At 65.3% G+C, this 17,192-nt stretch carries 20 protein-coding genes; 11 read left to right on the forward strand and 9 right to left on the reverse strand.

The window, feature by feature from the left end; genetic code table 11:
- Positions 1–43: 43 nt before the first annotated feature.
- From MU553_RS19395 to MU553_RS19410, 4 genes are all read left to right on the forward strand, one after another.
- Positions 44–916: a TIGR01548 family HAD-type hydrolase gene (locus MU553_RS19395; RefSeq protein WP_247380735.1), complete on the forward strand. Its 873-nt coding sequence runs from the start codon at positions 44–46 to the stop codon at positions 914–916.
- 54 nt (positions 917–970) lie between these two features.
- Positions 971–1,375: a hypothetical protein gene (locus MU553_RS19400; RefSeq protein WP_247380736.1), complete on the forward strand. Its 405-nt coding sequence runs from the start codon at positions 971–973 to the stop codon at positions 1,373–1,375.
- A 59-nt stretch (positions 1,376–1,434) separates the two neighbouring features.
- Positions 1,435–2,103: an NADPH-dependent F420 reductase gene (gene npdG, locus MU553_RS19405; protein WP_247380737.1), complete on the forward strand. Its 669-nt coding sequence runs from the start codon at positions 1,435–1,437 to the stop codon at positions 2,101–2,103.
- Positions 2,104–2,340: 237 nt separating this feature from the next.
- Complete coding sequence (locus MU553_RS19410; RefSeq protein ID WP_247380738.1) at positions 2,341–2,739, forward strand: transcriptional regulator; 399 nt, start codon at positions 2,341–2,343, stop codon at positions 2,737–2,739.
- Positions 2,740–2,770: 31 nt separating this feature from the next.
- Here MU553_RS19410 and MU553_RS19415 read toward each other — a convergent pair whose 3' ends face one another.
- Positions 2,771–3,544 (reverse strand): histidinol-phosphatase HisJ family protein, encoded by a 774-nt coding sequence (locus MU553_RS19415; RefSeq protein WP_247380739.1) that lies wholly within the window; start codon positions 3,542–3,544, stop codon positions 2,771–2,773.
- Between the two features lie 148 nt (positions 3,545–3,692).
- Between MU553_RS19415 and MU553_RS19420 the strand changes: the two genes are divergently transcribed.
- The gene (locus tag MU553_RS19420) at positions 3,693–4,757 is read left to right on the forward strand and encodes a CNNM domain-containing protein (protein WP_247380740.1); all 1,065 of its coding nucleotides are present in this window, start codon (positions 3,693–3,695) and stop codon (positions 4,755–4,757) included.
- Between the two features lie 15 nt (positions 4,758–4,772).
- On the opposite strand, the gene MU553_RS19425 is transcribed toward MU553_RS19420, so the two are convergent.
- The 4 genes from MU553_RS19425 to MU553_RS19440 form a co-directional block, all read right to left on the reverse strand.
- Positions 4,773–5,783: a sulfite exporter TauE/SafE family protein gene (locus MU553_RS19425; RefSeq protein ID WP_247380930.1), complete on the reverse strand. Its 1,011-nt coding sequence runs from the start codon at positions 5,781–5,783 to the stop codon at positions 4,773–4,775.
- A gap of 8 nt (positions 5,784–5,791) precedes the next feature.
- Positions 5,792–5,941, reverse strand: coding sequence for a DUF7512 family protein (locus tag MU553_RS19430; protein ID WP_247380741.1), 150 nt, complete (start codon positions 5,939–5,941; stop codon positions 5,792–5,794).
- A gap of 692 nt (positions 5,942–6,633) precedes the next feature.
- The gene (locus MU553_RS19435; protein ID WP_247380743.1) at positions 6,634–8,463 is read right to left on the reverse strand and encodes a ribosome biogenesis/translation initiation ATPase RLI; all 1,830 of its coding nucleotides are present in this window, start codon (positions 8,461–8,463) and stop codon (positions 6,634–6,636) included.
- 1 nt (position 8,464) lies between these two features.
- Complete coding sequence (locus MU553_RS19440) at positions 8,465–8,773, reverse strand: EMC6-like membrane protein (protein WP_247380745.1); 309 nt, start codon at positions 8,771–8,773, stop codon at positions 8,465–8,467.
- 372 nt (positions 8,774–9,145) lie between these two features.
- Here MU553_RS19440 and MU553_RS19445 point away from each other — a divergent pair, with 372 nt between their 5' ends.
- Complete coding sequence (locus MU553_RS19445; protein ID WP_247380747.1) at positions 9,146–9,424, forward strand: MarR family transcriptional regulator; 279 nt, start codon at positions 9,146–9,148, stop codon at positions 9,422–9,424.
- 182 nt (positions 9,425–9,606) lie between these two features.
- Entirely contained in the window at positions 9,607–10,119 is a 513-nt protein-coding gene (locus MU553_RS19450) for a hypothetical protein (protein WP_247380749.1), read from the forward strand.
- A 29-nt stretch (positions 10,120–10,148) separates the two neighbouring features.
- Here MU553_RS19450 and MU553_RS19455 read toward each other — a convergent pair whose 3' ends face one another.
- Positions 10,149–10,589 (reverse strand): pyridoxamine 5'-phosphate oxidase family protein, encoded by a 441-nt coding sequence (locus MU553_RS19455; protein WP_247380751.1) that lies wholly within the window; start codon positions 10,587–10,589, stop codon positions 10,149–10,151.
- A 301-nt stretch (positions 10,590–10,890) separates the two neighbouring features.
- Complete coding sequence (locus tag MU553_RS19460) at positions 10,891–12,750, reverse strand: PINc/VapC family ATPase (RefSeq protein ID WP_247380753.1); 1,860 nt, start codon at positions 12,748–12,750, stop codon at positions 10,891–10,893.
- Positions 12,751–12,838: 88 nt separating this feature from the next.
- Here MU553_RS19460 and MU553_RS19465 point away from each other — a divergent pair, with 88 nt between their 5' ends.
- The 4 genes from MU553_RS19465 (at position 12,839) to MU553_RS19480 (ending at position 15,454) form a co-directional block, all read left to right on the forward strand.
- Positions 12,839–13,147, forward strand: a complete 309-nt coding sequence (locus MU553_RS19465; protein WP_247380756.1) for a hypothetical protein — start codon at positions 12,839–12,841, stop codon at positions 13,145–13,147.
- A 99-nt stretch (positions 13,148–13,246) separates the two neighbouring features.
- Entirely contained in the window at positions 13,247–13,570 is a 324-nt protein-coding gene (locus MU553_RS19470; protein ID WP_247380758.1) for a DUF7553 family protein, read from the forward strand.
- 39 nt (positions 13,571–13,609) lie between these two features.
- Positions 13,610–14,710 carry a M20 family metallopeptidase gene (locus MU553_RS19475; RefSeq protein WP_247380761.1) on the forward strand — a complete coding sequence of 367 codons (1,101 nt, stop codon included), beginning with the start codon at positions 13,610–13,612 and terminating at the stop codon, positions 14,708–14,710.
- Between the two features lie 60 nt (positions 14,711–14,770).
- Positions 14,771–15,454 (forward strand): hypothetical protein, encoded by a 684-nt coding sequence (locus tag MU553_RS19480; RefSeq protein WP_247380763.1) that lies wholly within the window; start codon positions 14,771–14,773, stop codon positions 15,452–15,454.
- On the opposite strand, the gene MU553_RS19485 is transcribed toward MU553_RS19480, so the two are convergent.
- Both MU553_RS19485 and MU553_RS19490 read right to left on the reverse strand, forming a co-directional pair.
- Positions 15,451–16,971: a chemotaxis protein CheC gene (locus tag MU553_RS19485; RefSeq protein ID WP_247380765.1), complete on the reverse strand. Its 1,521-nt coding sequence runs from the start codon at positions 16,969–16,971 to the stop codon at positions 15,451–15,453. The genes MU553_RS19480 and MU553_RS19485 overlap by 4 nt on opposite strands.
- Positions 16,962–17,102, reverse strand: coding sequence for a hypothetical protein (locus MU553_RS19490; protein ID WP_247380767.1), 141 nt, complete (start codon positions 17,100–17,102; stop codon positions 16,962–16,964). The genes MU553_RS19485 and MU553_RS19490 overlap by 10 nt, the downstream gene beginning before the upstream one ends.
- Positions 17,103–17,192 lie beyond the last annotated feature (90 nt).

Genomic DNA, 17,192 nt, shown 5'->3' on the forward strand with positions numbered 1-17,192 from the left:
CAGACCAGAAGCGGTTTTCAACCCCCAGTTCCTTTGCCCGTCCATGCAGGCAGATGCGGTCGTGCTCGACATCGACGGGGTGCTCGTCGACGTCGCCGACTCGTACCGCCGGGCCATCGTCGAATCGATCGAGCAGGTCTACAGTGACACCATCAGCCGGGCCGACATCCAGCAGTTCAAGGACGCCGGCGGGTTCAACAACGACTGGGAACTGACGTACGCGGCGGCGCTGTTCGTGCTCGCCCGTCAGTACGGGTTCGACCGCGACGTCGAGGGCTTTACCGACATGATCGCCGCGACCGGCGGCGGACTCTCGGCCGCCGAGACGGTCGTCGTCGACGCCGTCGGACCGGCCGAGCGCGAGCGGATCTACGACGCCTGGGACACCGAGCGACTCCGGGACGTCTTCCAGCAACTGTACCTCGGTAGCGACCTGTACCGCGACCTCGAAGGCGGCGACCCGGACCTCGACGCGTCGGGGTTCATCAACGACGAACCGGTGCTGATCGACCCCGAGACCGTGAACCGGCTCACTGACGCGTTCGCGGTCGGCGTCCTCACGGGTCGCCCCGCTGCCGAAGCCGACATCGCGCTCGACCGGGTCGGCCTGGACGTCCCCGACGACCACCGGTTCACCATGGACGACTGGGAAGAGGGCAAACCCCATCCACGCGCGCTGACGACGCTGGCCGACCGACTGGACGCCGAGACGGTGACGTTCACCGGCGACACGCTCGACGACGTCCGGACGGCAGTCAACGCGGCGGACGCCGACCCCGACCGGTCGTACCACGGCATCGGCGTGCTGACGGGCGGACTCACCGGCGAATCGGGACGCGAGAAGTACGAGCGCGCGGGCGCCTCGCTGGTGCTCGATTCGGTCAACGATCTGCCCAGCGTGCTCGACTCCTCTTGAGACGGCCGGTGAACCACCGAAACTGACAGGTTCCTCGCGTCGCCTATGGCTCGTATGAACCGCGAGCCGGTGGTCGTCAACCCCGCAGTGCTGGCGTGGGCGCTCGGCTTCGGGGTCTTTCTCGCGTTCGCCGGGGCGGCCGCCGTCGCGCCGCCGAACCCTCGCACCCAACTGGCCGTCGCGGCACCCCTCTTGCTGATCGTCGTGCCGGTGGTGTATCTGGTCCTCGACGCCGACGACGTGGCGAACCACGAGGAGCGCTCGTGGGTTCCCCTCCCGTATCTCGTCATCGTCACGCTGACGAGCGTCCTCGCCGCGGCGCTCGTTCCCGTTCCGACGGCGGGCGTCACTGCGATCACGGCGCGTGGACTGGTGTTCCTGGTGCCGTTCGGGCTGGTGTCGTGGCTGGCTATTCGCATCGGCTCGACCGGTGACTACGCGACGGCGATCACGAAGTGAAGACCGGCAACGTCGGCCGCTCGCACAACGCTTAACGTGCAGACGCCGAACTGTAGGATATGCGAATCGCACTCCTGGGCGGGACTGGCGACATCGGCGAAGGACTGGCGCTCCGGTGGGCCTACGACACCGACCACGACGTCATCGTCGGGTCGCGCGAGGCCGACCGCGCCGCGGCCAAGGCCGACGAGTACGAAACCGAACTCGACAGCCGCGGCGTCGACGTCGACATCGCCGGCCTGGCAAACGACGAGGCCGCGGCCAGAGCCGACGTGGTCGTCCTCGCCGTCCCCGCGTACCACCTCGCAGACACCATCGAGGCCGTCGCCGACGAGGTCGACGAGAACACGATCTTCGTCAGCCCCGCCGTGGGGATGAAACGCGACGAAGACGGCTTCCATTACAACCGGCCCGGCGCCGGCAGCGTCACGGAACTCGCCGCGGGGGCCGCGCCCGACGACGTGCCGGTGGTCGGTGCCTTCCACAACCTCCCGGCCGCGCGTCTGGCGAATCTCGACGCCGACCTGGGCATCGACACGGTCGTCGTCGGCGACGACGAGGACGCGGTCGATTTCGTCAGCGAACTCGCCGGTGACATCGAGGGACTGCGCCCCGTCGACGGCGGCCCGCTCGCCAACGCCGCCGAGATCGAGGCCATCACGCCGCTGCTCATCAACGTCGCCAAGTACAACGACGGGATGCACGACCTGGGCGTCGAGTTCCGCTGACTGGTCGCCGCCGCCGGGTCTCCCCGCTTTGACCGCTGTGGTCGCGCCAGCGTCGCTCGCTTCGTGCGACCTCGACTCGCAGTCTGCAGGTATCAGCCGTGATTTTCGGACGCCTGGAATCGCTCGCTGGTCCGAGACGAACTCCCAGTGATCGGACGGAGACCCGGTATCGAGTCCCTGTCACGTGTCGTTCGAAGGGATATTCTTACATGGAACCACGCGAGTAGTGTGTTACACATGGTCAAGTCGACAGTTCGATTCTCCGAGACGGTAATGGACCGGGTCGAAGAGATGGTCTCGGAGGAGTCGTTTTCCAGCAAGTCGGAGTTCCAGCGCTTCGCCGTCGAACTCGTGCTCTCGGAGGTCGCCGATTACGAACCGGAGATGCTCGATTTCGACGAACTCCGCGAGCAGGTGCTGCCGAGCACGACGCTCATCAGCGAAGCCGAAGGGACCACCGAGGCGGACGATCAGTTCTACCAGACGGCCGCTCGGGTCCGTCAGTTCGCCATTCGGGGCGAACTCGACACCGCCGAGGAGTACATCGACACGAACTATCCGTCGACTGACCCGCGCTGTATGCTGCTGGACGAACTCCTCGATCCGTATCGGGACGACGAATCCGACGACGAATAACGAGGCACGATCTGATCGACTTGACCACCGTTCAGAACTCGACCGTTACCGGCTGGATGTTCCGCCGATCGAGATAGCGTTCGAGGTGCCGGACGCGCTCGCCGACCTCGCCCGGTTTGTGTGCGTCAGTCCCGACAGTAACCGGGACCTCGTACTCCGCGAGCACGTCGAGAAACTCGGGACTGGGATGGAACTCGCCGTACTCGCCGAGCGCACGGCCGGCGTTCAACTCGGGGATCGTCCGCGAGTCGGTGAACGCTTCGGCGACCCGGCGGTACTGGCTCTCGGTGGCGTATCCTCGCAGGGCCGGATTGCGCTCGATCAGGTCGATGTGGGCCGCGATGTCGAACAGTTCGGACTCGACGAGGGCGACGAGCTGATCGAAATACTGCTCGACCAGCGCCTCGCAGTCGGCGTCGCTTTGCCGTTCGAAGTACCGCTCGACGTGGACGTTGACGCCTTCGAGGTGGTGCACGCTGCCGATGGCGTACTGGAACCCAGCTCGGTCGAGGAACGACCGGATCTGGCCCTCCTCCGCTGGGTGATAATCCATCTCTACCCCGTCGTAGATGGCGATGTCCGTCTCCTCGCGGAGCCGTTCGATGGCCTCTCGTCGCCGCTCGTAGGTCTGATCGAGATTGAACCCCAGCAGGTGTTTCTGTTCCTGGATCTCCTCGCGATCTGAGACGCTGCAGTGATCCGCGATGCCGACCCCGTCGAGGTCTGCTTCGGCGGCTGCTCGGACCATCTGGAACAGAAAGCGGCCGTCGGAGTACGTCGAATGGACGTGGTAATCCCGGTCCATCTCGTGGGGGCAGTGTTCGCCCGCGGACCGGATAACTGGTTGTTGCGTTTCAGACGTCGATGTGTCACGGGCGCTGGCCGCGTTCGGGCGAGTCGCTCAGGACCCGGGACCAGCACGTATATCAGGTCAGTGGCACGAACGGTTCCATATGAACTCCCTCGAACTCTGGATTCGGCTGGGTGCGGGGCTGCTGTTGATCCTGGCCAACGGCTTTTTCGTCGCCATCGAGTTCGCGCTGACGCGCGTTCGCCAGTACCCGAAAGCCGAGTTCGACGAGCCGGGACTGCGCCGCGCCTGGCAGATGACCCAGGACCTCGAAATCTATCTGACGAGCTGTCAGGTGGGGATCACCGCCTCCTCGATCGCGGTGGGGATCGTCGCCGAACCGGCGCTGGCGGCGCTGTTCGAGCCGGTCTTCCGCGACACGACGCTCGCGTCCGTGGGGGCCGGCGGGCTCATCGCCTTCCTCATCATCAACCTCCTCCACCTGACCCACGGCGAGCAGACGCCGACGTACCTCGGCGTCGAGCGGACGAAGTTCGTCGCCCGCTACGGCGCGACGCCGCTGTACTGGTTCGCGTGGCTCGTCTCGCCGGCCATCAAGATCGGCGACGGCGTCGCCAAGTGGACGCTCAAGCTGTTCGGCGTCGAGATGACCGGCGCGTGGCTCGAAACCGAGACGGACGTGATCGAAACCCGCGCTGATCTGCGCAAGCGCCTGGATTACCTCCTCGAACAGGGAGAACTTCCCGAGGAACGCCGCGAGGAGATCCGCAACGCCTTCCGCATCGGCGAGGAACCGATCAGCGCCGTCATGACCGATGCCGAGAACGTGGTCTTCCTCTCGACCGACGCGTCCGTCGACGAGAACCTCGACCGTATCGGATCGAGTCCGCACACCCGGTTCCCGCTCGTCAGTGAGGACGTGGAGGACTTCCGGGGCATCGTGTACGCTCCGAAGGTGATCGACGCGATCGATCGGCTCCGGGCCGGCGACACGACGTTCGAGGAGATCGCGGCACCGCCGATGACTATGGCCGCGGACACGACTATCAGCGACGCCATCGACCAGTTCCAGGCCGAGCGGCAGGAACTCGCGCTCGTCTTCGCGGACGGCGAGGTCGTCGGCTCGCTCACGGCGACCGACGCGCTCGAAGCCGTGATGGGCGACATGCAGGACCCGCTGGACGTCGAATACGGCTTAGAAGCGTGAGAAAAGCGACCGAACTCAGTCGGCGGCGGTCGACGTGTCGTTCTGCTCGCCTCCGTCGGTCTGTTCGCGGATGCTTTTGATGCTGGCCCAGATGATCGCGCTGCTGACCAGGAGCGCGGCGCCGAAGATCAGCGCCATGCTGATCTGGTTCAGGATCTCCATGTTGTACGTGTTGCCGAGGTTCTTGCTGGCGACGGCGGCCGCACCCGCCAGCAACATCGCCGCGAAGTAGCCCGTGATCTCGTCTTCGTCCACGAGGGCGGTCGCACCAGCACCGATGCGGGCACCCATCGCGCTTCCGGCGAGCAGCGGCAGGACGATCGAGAGGTCGACGGCGCCGGACATCCCGTAGGTGAAGGCGCCGAACGCGCCCGAGGCGGTGATCTGGAACACGTCGGTCCCGACCGCGACGGCGGCGGGGACGCCCAGCCCGTACATCATCGCGGGCATGAGCAGGAAGCCGCCGCCGACCCCGAGAAAGCCCGAGAGGACGCCGATGACGAGCGCCATGGCCAGCGCCAGCCACAGCGATACCTGCGTCCCGCCCTTGATGGTCACCATCGGCGGAATCTCGAACGCCTGGAGTTTCTGTGCGATCGCTGGGTCTTCGCCGCTTTCGCCCGTGTCCTCCGTCCGTGCGTCACGGAGCATGAACAGGCCGACGGTCGCCAGCAGGCCGATGTACGAGAGGCTCACCACGAGGTCGGCGAAGCCCAGCCCCTTCAAGAGATAGACGATCTCCTTCCCGACCTCGATGCCGGCGGTCATGCCCACGATGAACATCAGCCCGAGCTTGTAGTCGACCTGGCCGTGATCGCGGTGCCGGAGCGCTGCGATGACGGAGGTCCCGAAGACGAACGCCAGGCCGGACCCGACCGCGGTCGTCGAGTCGTATCCCATGACCAGCAGCGCTGGCGTCACCAGGAACGATCCACCCATCCCGAAGAAGCCAAAGAGCGTTCCGATGAGCAGGCCGAACCCGACGAACAGGCCGAGTTGCGTCGCCGCGATGCCGAACAGTTCCATCGCCACTGTCAGCTTCCTCCGAGGAATTTCTTGAGCTTCCCGGACACTGCCGTCGTGACCGCGCCGTAGACCACGTACAGTACCATCGCTTCCAGGAGGACGGCGCCGACGTTCTGGATCGCCTGTCCCGCCGGGCCGAGCGATTCGAGTCCTAACATCGGTCAACCACCACGTACCCGCGTGTTCGCGTTGCGTTCATTGACAACCGAATCTCAAGCTATCCCCCTATAATAGTATTGTGGGTAGTGCGCAAGATAGAATATCCGTAGGTTTGGAATCACGTCACGGATAATATCCATAACTTATCGGTTTTCGAACGTGGGGGTGATGTCGGGGGTTCTGCCGCGAATAGCCGAGGGGTTATAAATTCGAACCTGTGTCAAAACTCTACACGACCACTCGCGCGCGCTGCCGACCGCGCTCTTGTGACAGGAACGAATCACTCGCTGCCGTCACTCGTCGTTGGACTGAACGCGCGCCGGCGGCACCGCTCGAACGTCGGTGTCGGGCGGGAAGACAGTGGAAAACGGGGTTACGCTGAGTAGTAGTACTCGCCGTTTTTCTTCTGTTCGCGATCGAGCTGGCTGCCCGGCTTGTTGACGCGCGGGCGCTTGGTCCGCTCGTCGCGGCGGAACGTGATGTCGTACCTTTTTCTCGTCGGGGTTTCCTCGGCTGCCGCAGGCAGCCTGTGGGAACCCCTCCTCGGAAAAGCTACGCTAAAAAAAGCCGGACGCGCCGACGGCGCGTCCGGTGTCCACACGAGTGACCGCAGGGAACGAGTGTGGGCTTGTCAGAGCCTGCTCTGACAGTGAACCGGCGGCCGATGGCCGCCGGATACTTATCATTCTCGTCAGGCCGAGTAGTAGTACTCGCCGTCTTTCTTTTGCTGGCGGTCGAGTTGGCTGCCCGGTTTGTTGACGCGTGGGCGCTTGGTCCGTTCGTCGCGCCGGAACGTGATGTCGAGGTTGCCGAGAAACTCGTTCATGCCCTCGCGCATGCTCGTGGGGGTGGAGGCGTACCCGTGTTCCGCGGGTTCGCCGTCGAAGACGAGCAGCCGATCGGAGAGCAGGTCGATCATGTAGATGTCGTGGTCGATGACCAGCGCGGTGGCGTCGTGGTTCTCCGCGTAGCGGCGGATCGCCGAGGTCGCCATCACGCGCTGTTCGACGTCCAGGTGCGCCGACGGCTCGTCGAGCAGGTACAGGTCCGCGTCCTTCGAGAGACAGGCCGCGATGGCGACGCGCTGGCGCTCACCGCCCGAGAGGTCTGTGAGGTTCTGTTCCATGACCCGCTCCAGCTGGAGCGGCTGGGCGATCTCGGTGTTCCAGTAGGAGGTTCCGAAGTCATCAGTAATGGAGCGCAGGAACGCGTCGACCCGCATGTGCTGGTCGATGTCGATGTACTGGGGTTTGTAGGAGATCTCCAGGCGGGAGTTGATCTCGCCCTCGTCCGGCTCGAGTTTGCCGGCGAGCAACTGGGCGAACGTGGACTTCCCGATCCCGTTCGGGCCGACGACGCCCAGCACTTCGCTCTCGTGAATCTTGCCTGCCTCGACCTCCAGCGAGAACTCGCCCTCGCCGTAGGACTTTTTCAGGTCCGGATACTCGACGACGGCCTCGGCTTTCGTCGCGGTCCGTGGGGCGTGTTCCTCGAACGTGATCGCCTCCTCCCGGATGCGCATGTTCTCGTTGTCGAGGTAGCCCGAGAGGTACTCGTTGATGCCGTTCCGGACCGACTTGGGCGGCGTGATGATACCGAACGCGCTCGGGCGACCGTAGGCGAGGTGGACGCCGTCTGCCAGCAGGTCCAGGATGGCCAGGTCGTGCTCGACGACGAGCATCGAGCGGTCCTCTTCCTCGGCGAGTTCGCGGATGATGCGCGCCGCGGTGACGCGTTGGCCGATGTCGAGGTACGGCGTGATCTCGTCCAGGAAGTAGAAGTCGGCGTCCCGCGCCAGCGTGGCCGTCATCGCGACCCGCTGGAGCTCACCGCCCGAAATGGAGTCGATGTCCTGATCCATCACCGCGCCGATGCCGAAGCGCTCGACCAGGTCGTCCAGCGCGCCGCGCTCGTCGGTCCGTTCGAGCAGATCCCGCGTTTTCCCGTCGAACTGGTCGGGGATCTGGTCGACGTACTGGGGCTTGCGCGCGACAGTCACGTCGCCGTCGCGCAGCTCTTCGAGGTAGTCCTGCAGTTCCGTCCCGCGGTACTCGTCGAGCACGCGGTCCCAGTCGGGCTCGGTGTGGAACTCGCCCAGATTGGGCATCATCTCGTTGGCGAGGATGCGCACGGCGGTGGTCTTCCCGATCCCGTTGGGACCGAGAATCCCGGTGACTTTCCCCTCTTCGGGGGCCGGGAGCCCGTACAGCGCGAAGGCGTTCTCGCCGTAGCGGTGGACCGGCTCCTCGTCGAGTTCCTGCGGGAGGTTGATGATCTCGATGGCGTCGAACGGGCACTTCTCGACGCAGATGCCACAGGTCTCGCCCAGGCAGATCTCCTCGGAGATGCTCACCTGATCCGGGCCGCCCTCGTAGAGTTCGGCGCTCTCGTAGCGCTCATCGCGCGTGATGATGCACTCTTTGCCCGTCCGGTTCGGCGGACAGAAGTTCGCACACTCGTAGTTACAGCGGTCGGGCTGACACCTATCCAGGTCGACGACGGCGATACTGTCTTCGGCCATGTTAGAAGTTGATCGGAGTGTTTGCGGTCAGGAGGACGCCCCACGAGACGAACCACAGCGAGAACGTCATGAACGCCACGTAGAGGTAATCCTTCGTCGAGAAGTCTTCCACCTCGATGCCCAGGACCCTGAGAATCGGGAACTGAACGATGATCGTCCCGACGAGGACGTACAGCGCGGTGTTGTCGGTGGCCGATCCGGCAACCGCCTGGGAGACGACTGCGGCGGCGACGCCCGCCAGCGAGGCAAGCGTCGTGACCGTCAGCCCTCGAATGTGGGCTGCCCGTCGATCGACCGATTCCGTTGCCATACCTTCCAGTCAGCCATCCGCCCTCAAAAGAGGTTCGTTCCCCGCTCGCGCGCACGACCCGCGGCGTCCCGCGGACCCGCACCGCGCCGTCATCACTCGGTCGCTCGCGGCGTCGGTCCACGTCTGCCGTCGCGACAGTAAGGCGCCTCTCACCATTGGAAAGCATTCCGACAAAAGGTGCGGGAGACCCTCCCTCTTGAACCGTGGTGAGTCCGACCGCGACGGCTGTGGCTGACGTCCGCCGAATTGTTACATATCGGGAATGATTCACGCCGGCCAGTTGTCATCGGCCACCACCCGAAATCCGGAATTTACCGGTCTCTCGGTCCCGTCCATCAATCTTTATGGACCAGGCGTGCCCACGTTTATCCGATGGCAGAATCCGATGGGGAGACTATCGCGGACCTTCCGCCGAGTGCAAAGCTCGTCTACAAAGTACTCGAATACAACGGCCCGCTCACCCAGAAAGGCATCGTCGAAGAGTCGATGCTCTCCGCTCGCACCGTCCGTTACGCCCTGGAACGCCTCGAAGACGTCGGTGCCGTAGACGAAGACGTCTACTTCGCCGACGCCCGCCAGAACCTCTACGAGATCATCGACGACGACGAGGACCAGGCCGCCGAACAGACCGAATCCGCTGTCTCTGACTGATCGCCACGTCTCATCGAGGGGGTTCCCCGCTCCAGTCACCGCCGCCCTGACTGGGGCGGGACGGATGTCCGCCAGTGACCAGCCGTGCAACCGCGCTCACACACCTCTCGGCTGGCACCCTGTTTTTCTGAGCCAGAAAACGCGTTGCGGTTTTTATGTTCCTGTCCGCTGTCACCGCAGGTATGCAACTCCCTGCCCTCCTCGTCCCGCTGGGCGTCACGGGGTTCCTTCTCCTCGCCGTCTGCGCGTGGGTGTTTCCGCGGGGCACTGCCGGCGTCGTGCTGACGCTTACGGCCGCTGCCGTCGCGATCGCCGCGACGCTGGAACTGAAAGCGGCCGGCCTCCCGGAGGCGTACGCGTACGTGATCGGATTCGCACTCGCTCAACCCCTGCTCGTGATTCTGATGACGCTCCCCGAACGGTTCGACGCGCGAGCCTACTGGCGACCAGAGCGTCTTCCAACGATCGCGCTGGACGTGGCGCTCGCCGTTGCCGTCGGCACGGCGGTGGGAGCGCTCGCCGTGTTCTCGCTCGCGTCACTGGACCTGCTTGCCGGCGACCGCGGGACGGCTTCGCTCAGCGCGGTCGCGCTGGGATCGCTGTTCACGTTCCTGGCACGCACCCGACGGTTCCGCGGGGACGGGGACGCGCAACCCGCACTCACGACGGCCATCCTCGACGCGTCCAGAGAATAGCGGCCCTCGTACTGGTCGCGCTGCCCGGGTTACCTGGTCATCGAGAACGCCCGTCCGGTACACTCGTTCATCGTCAGCTCGAACACCGTGAGGGACGTGTCTTCGAGCGGAACCCCCCAGATCGCCATGTCGGGCGCGAACTCGGCGTTCGCCGCGATCGCGGTGTAGGCGTCGACGGTCTCTTCGTCGCGAATCTCACGGAGCTCGCCAGTGATCACGACGCTTCGCCACTCGGTTCCTGGCTCCGTTTCCTCGTAAACGGTGAATCCCGCCTTCGCTCCTTCTTCGAGACAGTCGAACTTGCGGCTGTCCGGCCCTGCACCGAACTGCATCACGAACAGCGGTCGGTCACCGTCGTAGCCGAACGACATCGGGAGCGGATACGGCTGGTCTCCGTCCAGCAGCGCGAGAACACCGATGCCGTTCCGACTCAACACTGTCGTCACTTCGTCAGCCGAGAGCTCACGCATAACTCTGGTATCATATTGCGACGGCTATATACGTTGGTTGCAACTCCCCGCCCTCCCCTTCGAGGGTCCCGCTATACTCACGACGTTCGCTCGCGGAACTTACGAGGGGACGACGGTGATCGTCTTCCCGCGATCGATCGCCTGCTCCAGTTCCTCGGCGATCGCGCTGCCCCGGGAGACCTGGTTCTACACCCACCTTTTACTGCGTCGGGTTCCTCGCTCGCGTCGCTCGCTGCGGAAACCGCTCCTTGCAAAAGCTGGACCAAAACTGCCACTCGCTCACTGCGTTCGCTCGCGGAACTTACGAGGGGACGACGGTGATCGTCTTTCCGCGATCGATCGCCTGCTCCAGTTCCTCGGCGATCGCGCTGCCCCGGGAGACCTGGATTTCGCCGCCACGGGAGACGGTCGCGGTGAAGAGGTACTCGCCGTCGGCCTGGACCTCGACGGTCTCGCCGGCGTGGCCGTCCATCGGGACGATGACGTGGCGCGAGGTCACTTCGGGCGTGACGATCTGGCCAGGCTGGCCGCCGCCACCGCCCGCGGCGCCCTCGCTCGGCATGCCGGACGGGCGCTCGCTGAAGGTGCGGACGTCGATGTCGATGCCCAAGCGATTCTCCACGTCCGAGATGCGTCCGCCGCCCTTGCCGATGACCTGCGAGATGTCGTCGTCTTCGACCCACACGACGGCGGTGTCCCGACCGCGCAGTTCGACTTCGACGTGGCCGTGGGCGATGGAGCGAATCTCGCGTTCGACCTCCTGCTTTGCGATCCGATCGACGCCGCTCTCGCGGCCGCCGTCCTCGTCGGCGCCGATCGGGACGGTGACGACCTGGCGGTTGAAGGTGTAGATTTCGTACTCGGGTTGGCCGGTCTCGAAGTCCCGAATCAGGATGACCGGGCGTGCGAGGTCTTCCTCCATCAGGCCTTCTGGCACTTTGACCTCGGTTTTCACGTCGTACACCTTCTCGACTTTCCCGGCCTCGATGTAGACGACCGTGTCGACGACCTGCGGGATCATCCCGAGTTCGACGCGGCCGACCAACCGCTGGAGCGAGTCGATGGCCCGGGTGGCGTGAACGACGCCGATCATGCCCACGCCCGCGAGGCGCATGTCCGCGAACACCTCGAAGTCGTCGGTCTTGCGCACTTCGTCGTAGATCGTGTAGTCCGGGCGGACCATCAGCAGCGAGTCGGCGGTCTTGGCCATCTCGCCGCCCAGTTCCGTGTACTGGGTGATGTGCGGGCCGACCTGGAGGTCGCGCGGCTTCTCCATGGTCTTGACCGCGAAGTCCGCCTTCGAGAGGAACTCGGCGACGGCCTGCGCGAACGTGGACTTCCCGGCCCCGGGCGCACCCGAGATCAGGACGCCGCGCTGGTGGTCGGTGAGCCGATCACGGAGTTCGTCGGCGAACTCGTAGTCGTCGAGTTCCGTCTTGGCGATGGGACGAACGGCCGTGATCTCGTGGCCGTCGGCGAAGGGCGGACTGGCGATGGCGATCCGCATGTCGCGGAACTGGACGATGGTCATGCCCTCCTCGGAGAGTTCGATGAACCCGTCGGGGCTGGCGCGGGCGCTGTTCCGGATCTCCTGGCTCCACTCCTTGAGCTGGGTCTCGGTGGAGACCTCGTCGCGAATCTCCTCGTAGTGCATGTCTCCGAGTTCGCCCCGCTTTGCCATCGGGCGGACGCCGGTCTTGAGGTGGAGGCTCATCGTCGTCTCGTCGAAGAAGTCCTCGATCGAGAGCGACTCGACGGTGGTGTCCTCGGTCCGGGGTTCGACGTACTCGACGTCGATTCCCTTGGCCGTGGCCACCTCGCTCTGGACGATGTCCGAGGTGAAGAGCGTGGCGTCGTGCTCGGCGGCGGTGTCGCGGATGAGGGCGTCGATCTCGCCCTCGCCCGCGTCGCGCTTCTCGACGGCGTCGGGCCGGCGCCCGACGTACTCCAGAGTAATCTCGCCGTCGTCGGCGAGCGTGGCGAGTGCCTGCAGCTCGGAGAGCCCGTCCCAGCCGCTGTCGCGGCCGTCGTTGGCCTGCGATTCGAGTTCGCCGACGACGGCTTCCGGGACGTAGATAGTCGCGTCGGCGAAGTCGCCGGACTCGACGTGTTCGGACACGCGACCGTCGATGACGACGCTCGTGTCCGGTACGATGTTCATACCAGTGGTAGGAACCCGTCGCCTGATAAGGGTCTTGATGCTCGTGTTAGTGTGTAGTTTTATTCTCGGGCCTTTGTAACGAGATGATATGTCCCCGAACGATCATCCCTCTCCGGACCAACCCACCGACGATTCTGGCAGCCCGTCGCAGCCGCGGGACCTTCCCCCTGCACATGACGTGACGACGTACGTCGAAGACGGGGCTCGCATCGCGGGTATCCTCGGCGTCTGGGGCGTGATCGCCGCCTTCGCCGCGGGCTTCGTCGGTAACCTCGGCAGTACCGGCGGCCTGCTGAGCAGGCTCGGACCGGCACTCGGTGGCCTGTTCATGCTGGTGGGTCTGCTGAACGCCGTGCTGTATCTGGTCTATCGCGGGATCGATTACGCGCGAGTCTGACGGCAGCGAGTCGTTGGCGACCGGCAGCCACGATGCACGCAGACTCACGGGCGTCCAGGCCCACAATCGAGGTATGCGAAACCCGATGGAGGGAACCCGATGAGCGACCCAGGTCCTACCCCCGACGCGGAACTCGAACAGTTGCGAACCGAGCTCCAGCACGCCCGCGAGGATGCTGGGGGCGATGTCAGCGAAGTGCTCGACAATCTCACGGAGGCGCTCGGAAACCTCGATGCGTCGGACGACGAGCCGAGACAGGACCACCTCGAATCCATCAGGGCAGAACTCGCGCGACTGGAGGACGACACCGAGGGTGACACCCGAAAATCGCTCGACCGGGCGCGCGAGCACGTTCGGGCTATTCTCGAAGCGCGACTCACTGAGGACGAGTCCGTCTCGGATCGGATGGACGACCAGGACTGACCCCCTACATTCTCAAACCGGGACTTCCTTCTCGCTGGTATGAACGACGTGCGGGAACTGACCAGGCGCCTCGTTTCGATTCCCAGTCACGAGTCCGAGGCGGACGTCGGCGATTTCATCGAGCAGTGGCTGCGCGAGCACACCGACGCCACGGTCACCCGGGACGACGCTGGCACCGACGAGGGCCGCGGCGGCAACGTCATTGCCCACAAAGGAACTGGTGACACCTCGCTCGCACTCGTCGGCCACCACGACGTGGTGCCGCCGGACGACTCGCAAGTGACCCCGGCTGGCGAGTACGTCGTCGAGGAACGCGACGGCCGGCTGTACGGTCGCGGGACGGCCGACATGAAAGGCGCAGTCGCGGCCGCGATGTGTGCCTTCCGCGACGCGGACCCGGACGGGGAACTCGTCTTCGCCTCGTTCGTCGGCGAGGAGGTCGGCGGCGTCGGCGCACGATGTGCGATCGACCAGGGATTCGAACCCGACTACGCCGTCGTCGGCGAGGGGTCGACGGGCTACTCGGAGCCTGGTGTCACGGACGTCGCCGTCGCCCACAAGGGTCGACGAGGGAGCACGATCACGGCACGCGGCCAGTCCGCCCACGCCAGCGAGGTCGCCCAGGGCGAGAACGCTATCTACCGCGCCACCGACGCCGTCGACGTGGTTCGAGACCTGGAATTTCCGGAGACGACTGTCCTGGGGCACGACCTGGGCGGCAGCGTCGCCGTCACGGAGATCGACGGCGGCTCGGCCTGGAACGTCATCCCCGAGCGTTGCGAGGTGACCGTCGACGAGCGCACGGTTCCAGGTGAGCGCGCCGACCTGGGGCAGGCCGAGACGATCGACGGCGTCGAGTGGACCGTCGACCAGGACCTCCCGCCGATGGCCTGCGACGACGCGGCCTTCGCCGACGCGGTGCTCGACGCGGCGACCGACGCACAGGACGCCCAGCCTGAACACGTCGTCAAACCCCACGCGACCGACGCCGGGTGGCTCTCCCAGGCGGGGACCGAGTGCGTGATCTGCGGCGTGGCCGAACCCGGCGAGGCACACACGGCCGACGAGAGCGCGTCGCTCGCGGTCGTCGAGCGCTGTTACGAGATCTACCGCCGAGTCGCTGAATCGGGACTGGTCTGACTGAAAGGCGCGTTTGACCGTCCCGAAAGCACTTGTCCGTGGTACTGACAGTCTCCCGTGATGACTCACTCACGACGACGCGTCCTCCAGTCGCTGACGCTCGCCGGGGCTGCCCTCGCCGGCTGTGTCAGCACGCCCGGAGCCGACCGCGATGCGACCGACGAACCCCAGTCGCCAGGCGCTGCGCCGACGGCGACCGCCTCCACGGCGACGCCTGACGACGCTGCCACAGGGACTGGGACTGCGACCGCGCGGCAGGAACCGATCCGTCCCGACGGCGATCCCGTGACGATCGAACGGACGATCACCGATCCGGACCTCGACTACCTGCCCGACGAGCACGCCGTCAAATACCCCGCCTACTACAAGCGCGTCGGAACGCCCGGCGACGGGCCGCCCACGCGCACGACGATCTACGAAACGACGCCCTTCGAGGACTGGGCGGTCACCGAGTGCGCGTCGGCCGGGGCGAAAAAAGTGGGCTCGGTCGTCCGGTCGGCCGTCGACGGTGACCCGAACCTGAGCGTCGGCATCACGACGCGCGACGACGAGATGGCGATCTCGGCTCGCCAGACGACGACGAAAAACCGCGAGGGCGAAGTCGTCTCCGAGCCCACCGTTCCGTTCGACCGCGTCGTCGCCGTCACGCCGCGGGCGGTCACGGCGACGGTCCACCTCGACGACCAGTCACACACTGCGACGATTCCGGTGTGGGCCGACGAGATGACGATGCACTACGATTAGAACAGGTCGTCGGGGTCCACGTCCGTCTCGTCCTGGCGGTCGACGTCGAGGGCGTCGAGCGCCGTCTCCAGTTCGGCTTCGTTGGGGAGCGCGAGGATCTTGCAGTTGAAGTCGATCTCGGGGGTGTGCATCGCGGATTCGATGCTGAACGCGTGGGTCTGGAACTGGCCGAGCTGGTCGGTCAGAATCTCCATGAACGCCATCTCCATGTCCTCGGCGAACTCCGGGGGCGTGTGCTCGACGCTGGTCTGGAGCACGTTCGCCCAGCCGTCGATGAAGCCGCTCGTCATGATGTTGCCGAGTTCCTCGATGGCGCTCTCGTGCATGTCCGTCAGTCCGTCAGCGTCGCCGGGGTCGACCGGCATCATCGCCTCGGCGATGTTCCTGGCGGACTGCTCGTCGAACATGATGATCAGATAGCCGCTCGGCGTCCCCTCGAACTCGCCTGTTGTCCCGACGTAGTCCCCGTCTTCGAGCGTCTCGGGGATGTCCTCGATTGGCGTGAAGGTGATGCCGGCGATCTCGGTCGTCGTCTCGATCCCGGTCATCATCGTGACCTGCTCGGCCGCCGCTTCCGTTCCCTCCTTGGTCAGGTCGCTGAACACCGAGAGCTTGTCCAGCGAGATCGAGTCTGCACCCGCGTCGTCGTCCATCTCGAAGCCGAACTCGTCTGCGCCGTCGTCGAAGGGGCCGTCCTCGCCCTCAGCGTCGCCGTCACCCGCCGCCAACGAGTCGTCGTCGCTGTCCGGGACGCCAAAGGGACTGTCGTCGGCTGTTGCGGTGTCGGCGTCATGGCCGACTGTCTCGTCACCGCTGTCACCGGAGCCGAAGGGGCCATCGTCGCCGTCGTCGGCGAACGGGCCGGCGTCGCTCTCGCTCCCCTGGTTGAAGCCGAAGCCACCGGAATCGGCGGTGGTATCCTGGGCCTGGGGCTGCGCGTCTTCGCGATCGCGCTCCTCCTGGAGGACGGTCTCGATGGACTCCCGGTCGGGGATGAGATAGATGTCGAGGCCGACGGTGTTGTCCCGCCACATGACTGTGCTCCCGAACGCCAGCACGCTGTTCGTGTCCGGACCGAGCGATTCGATCTCGAAGGCGTCCAGTTCGTCGGCTTCGAGATAGGTCGGCGGGGAGGCGTCCAGCCCCGTCTCCAGGTGGTCGCCCCAGCCGGCCAGGAACCCGCCCATCATGATGTTCGCGAGTTCCGTGACGCTGCTCCTGGCCATCGAGTCACTGGCCGCCCCGGGGACGAGCAACTCGGTCACGGTGTCGATGCACTCCTGATCGAACGTGAACAGGAGCGTGCCGGAGAGCTTCCCGTCGACGTCGAACTGCACGCCGTGTTTGGTCCCGCTGTGGATGTCCGCGGTGATGTCCGCGCTGTCGGCCACCAGCAGCTTCGTGACGTCGATGACGGTGGGCGTGTCCACCATCTGTCCGAGCGCGTCGCTCGCCTCCTGGGCACCCTCGCGGGTGAGCAGATTCAGCGTCTCGAGTGAGTCTATGTCTACGTCCATCGGTACGTGCTGGTGTTCGGGCGTCCCTGGACGACGTCGCCGTGCCCACCCCCGGCTCGCACGTCAGCGCGCCGCGCCGTCTCGCTCACGCCGAACGATTCCAACACTGCTGTAATCGAGTTTCCGTGCATGACGACTCCGTCCCCTGGAACAGGACCTTGGGGGACGTTACCAGGGTTTTACAATATGTCTTTCCCCACGGTTATCAATCGTTGTACTCG

The sequence above is a fragment of the Halorientalis brevis genome (genome assembly GCF_023077655.1).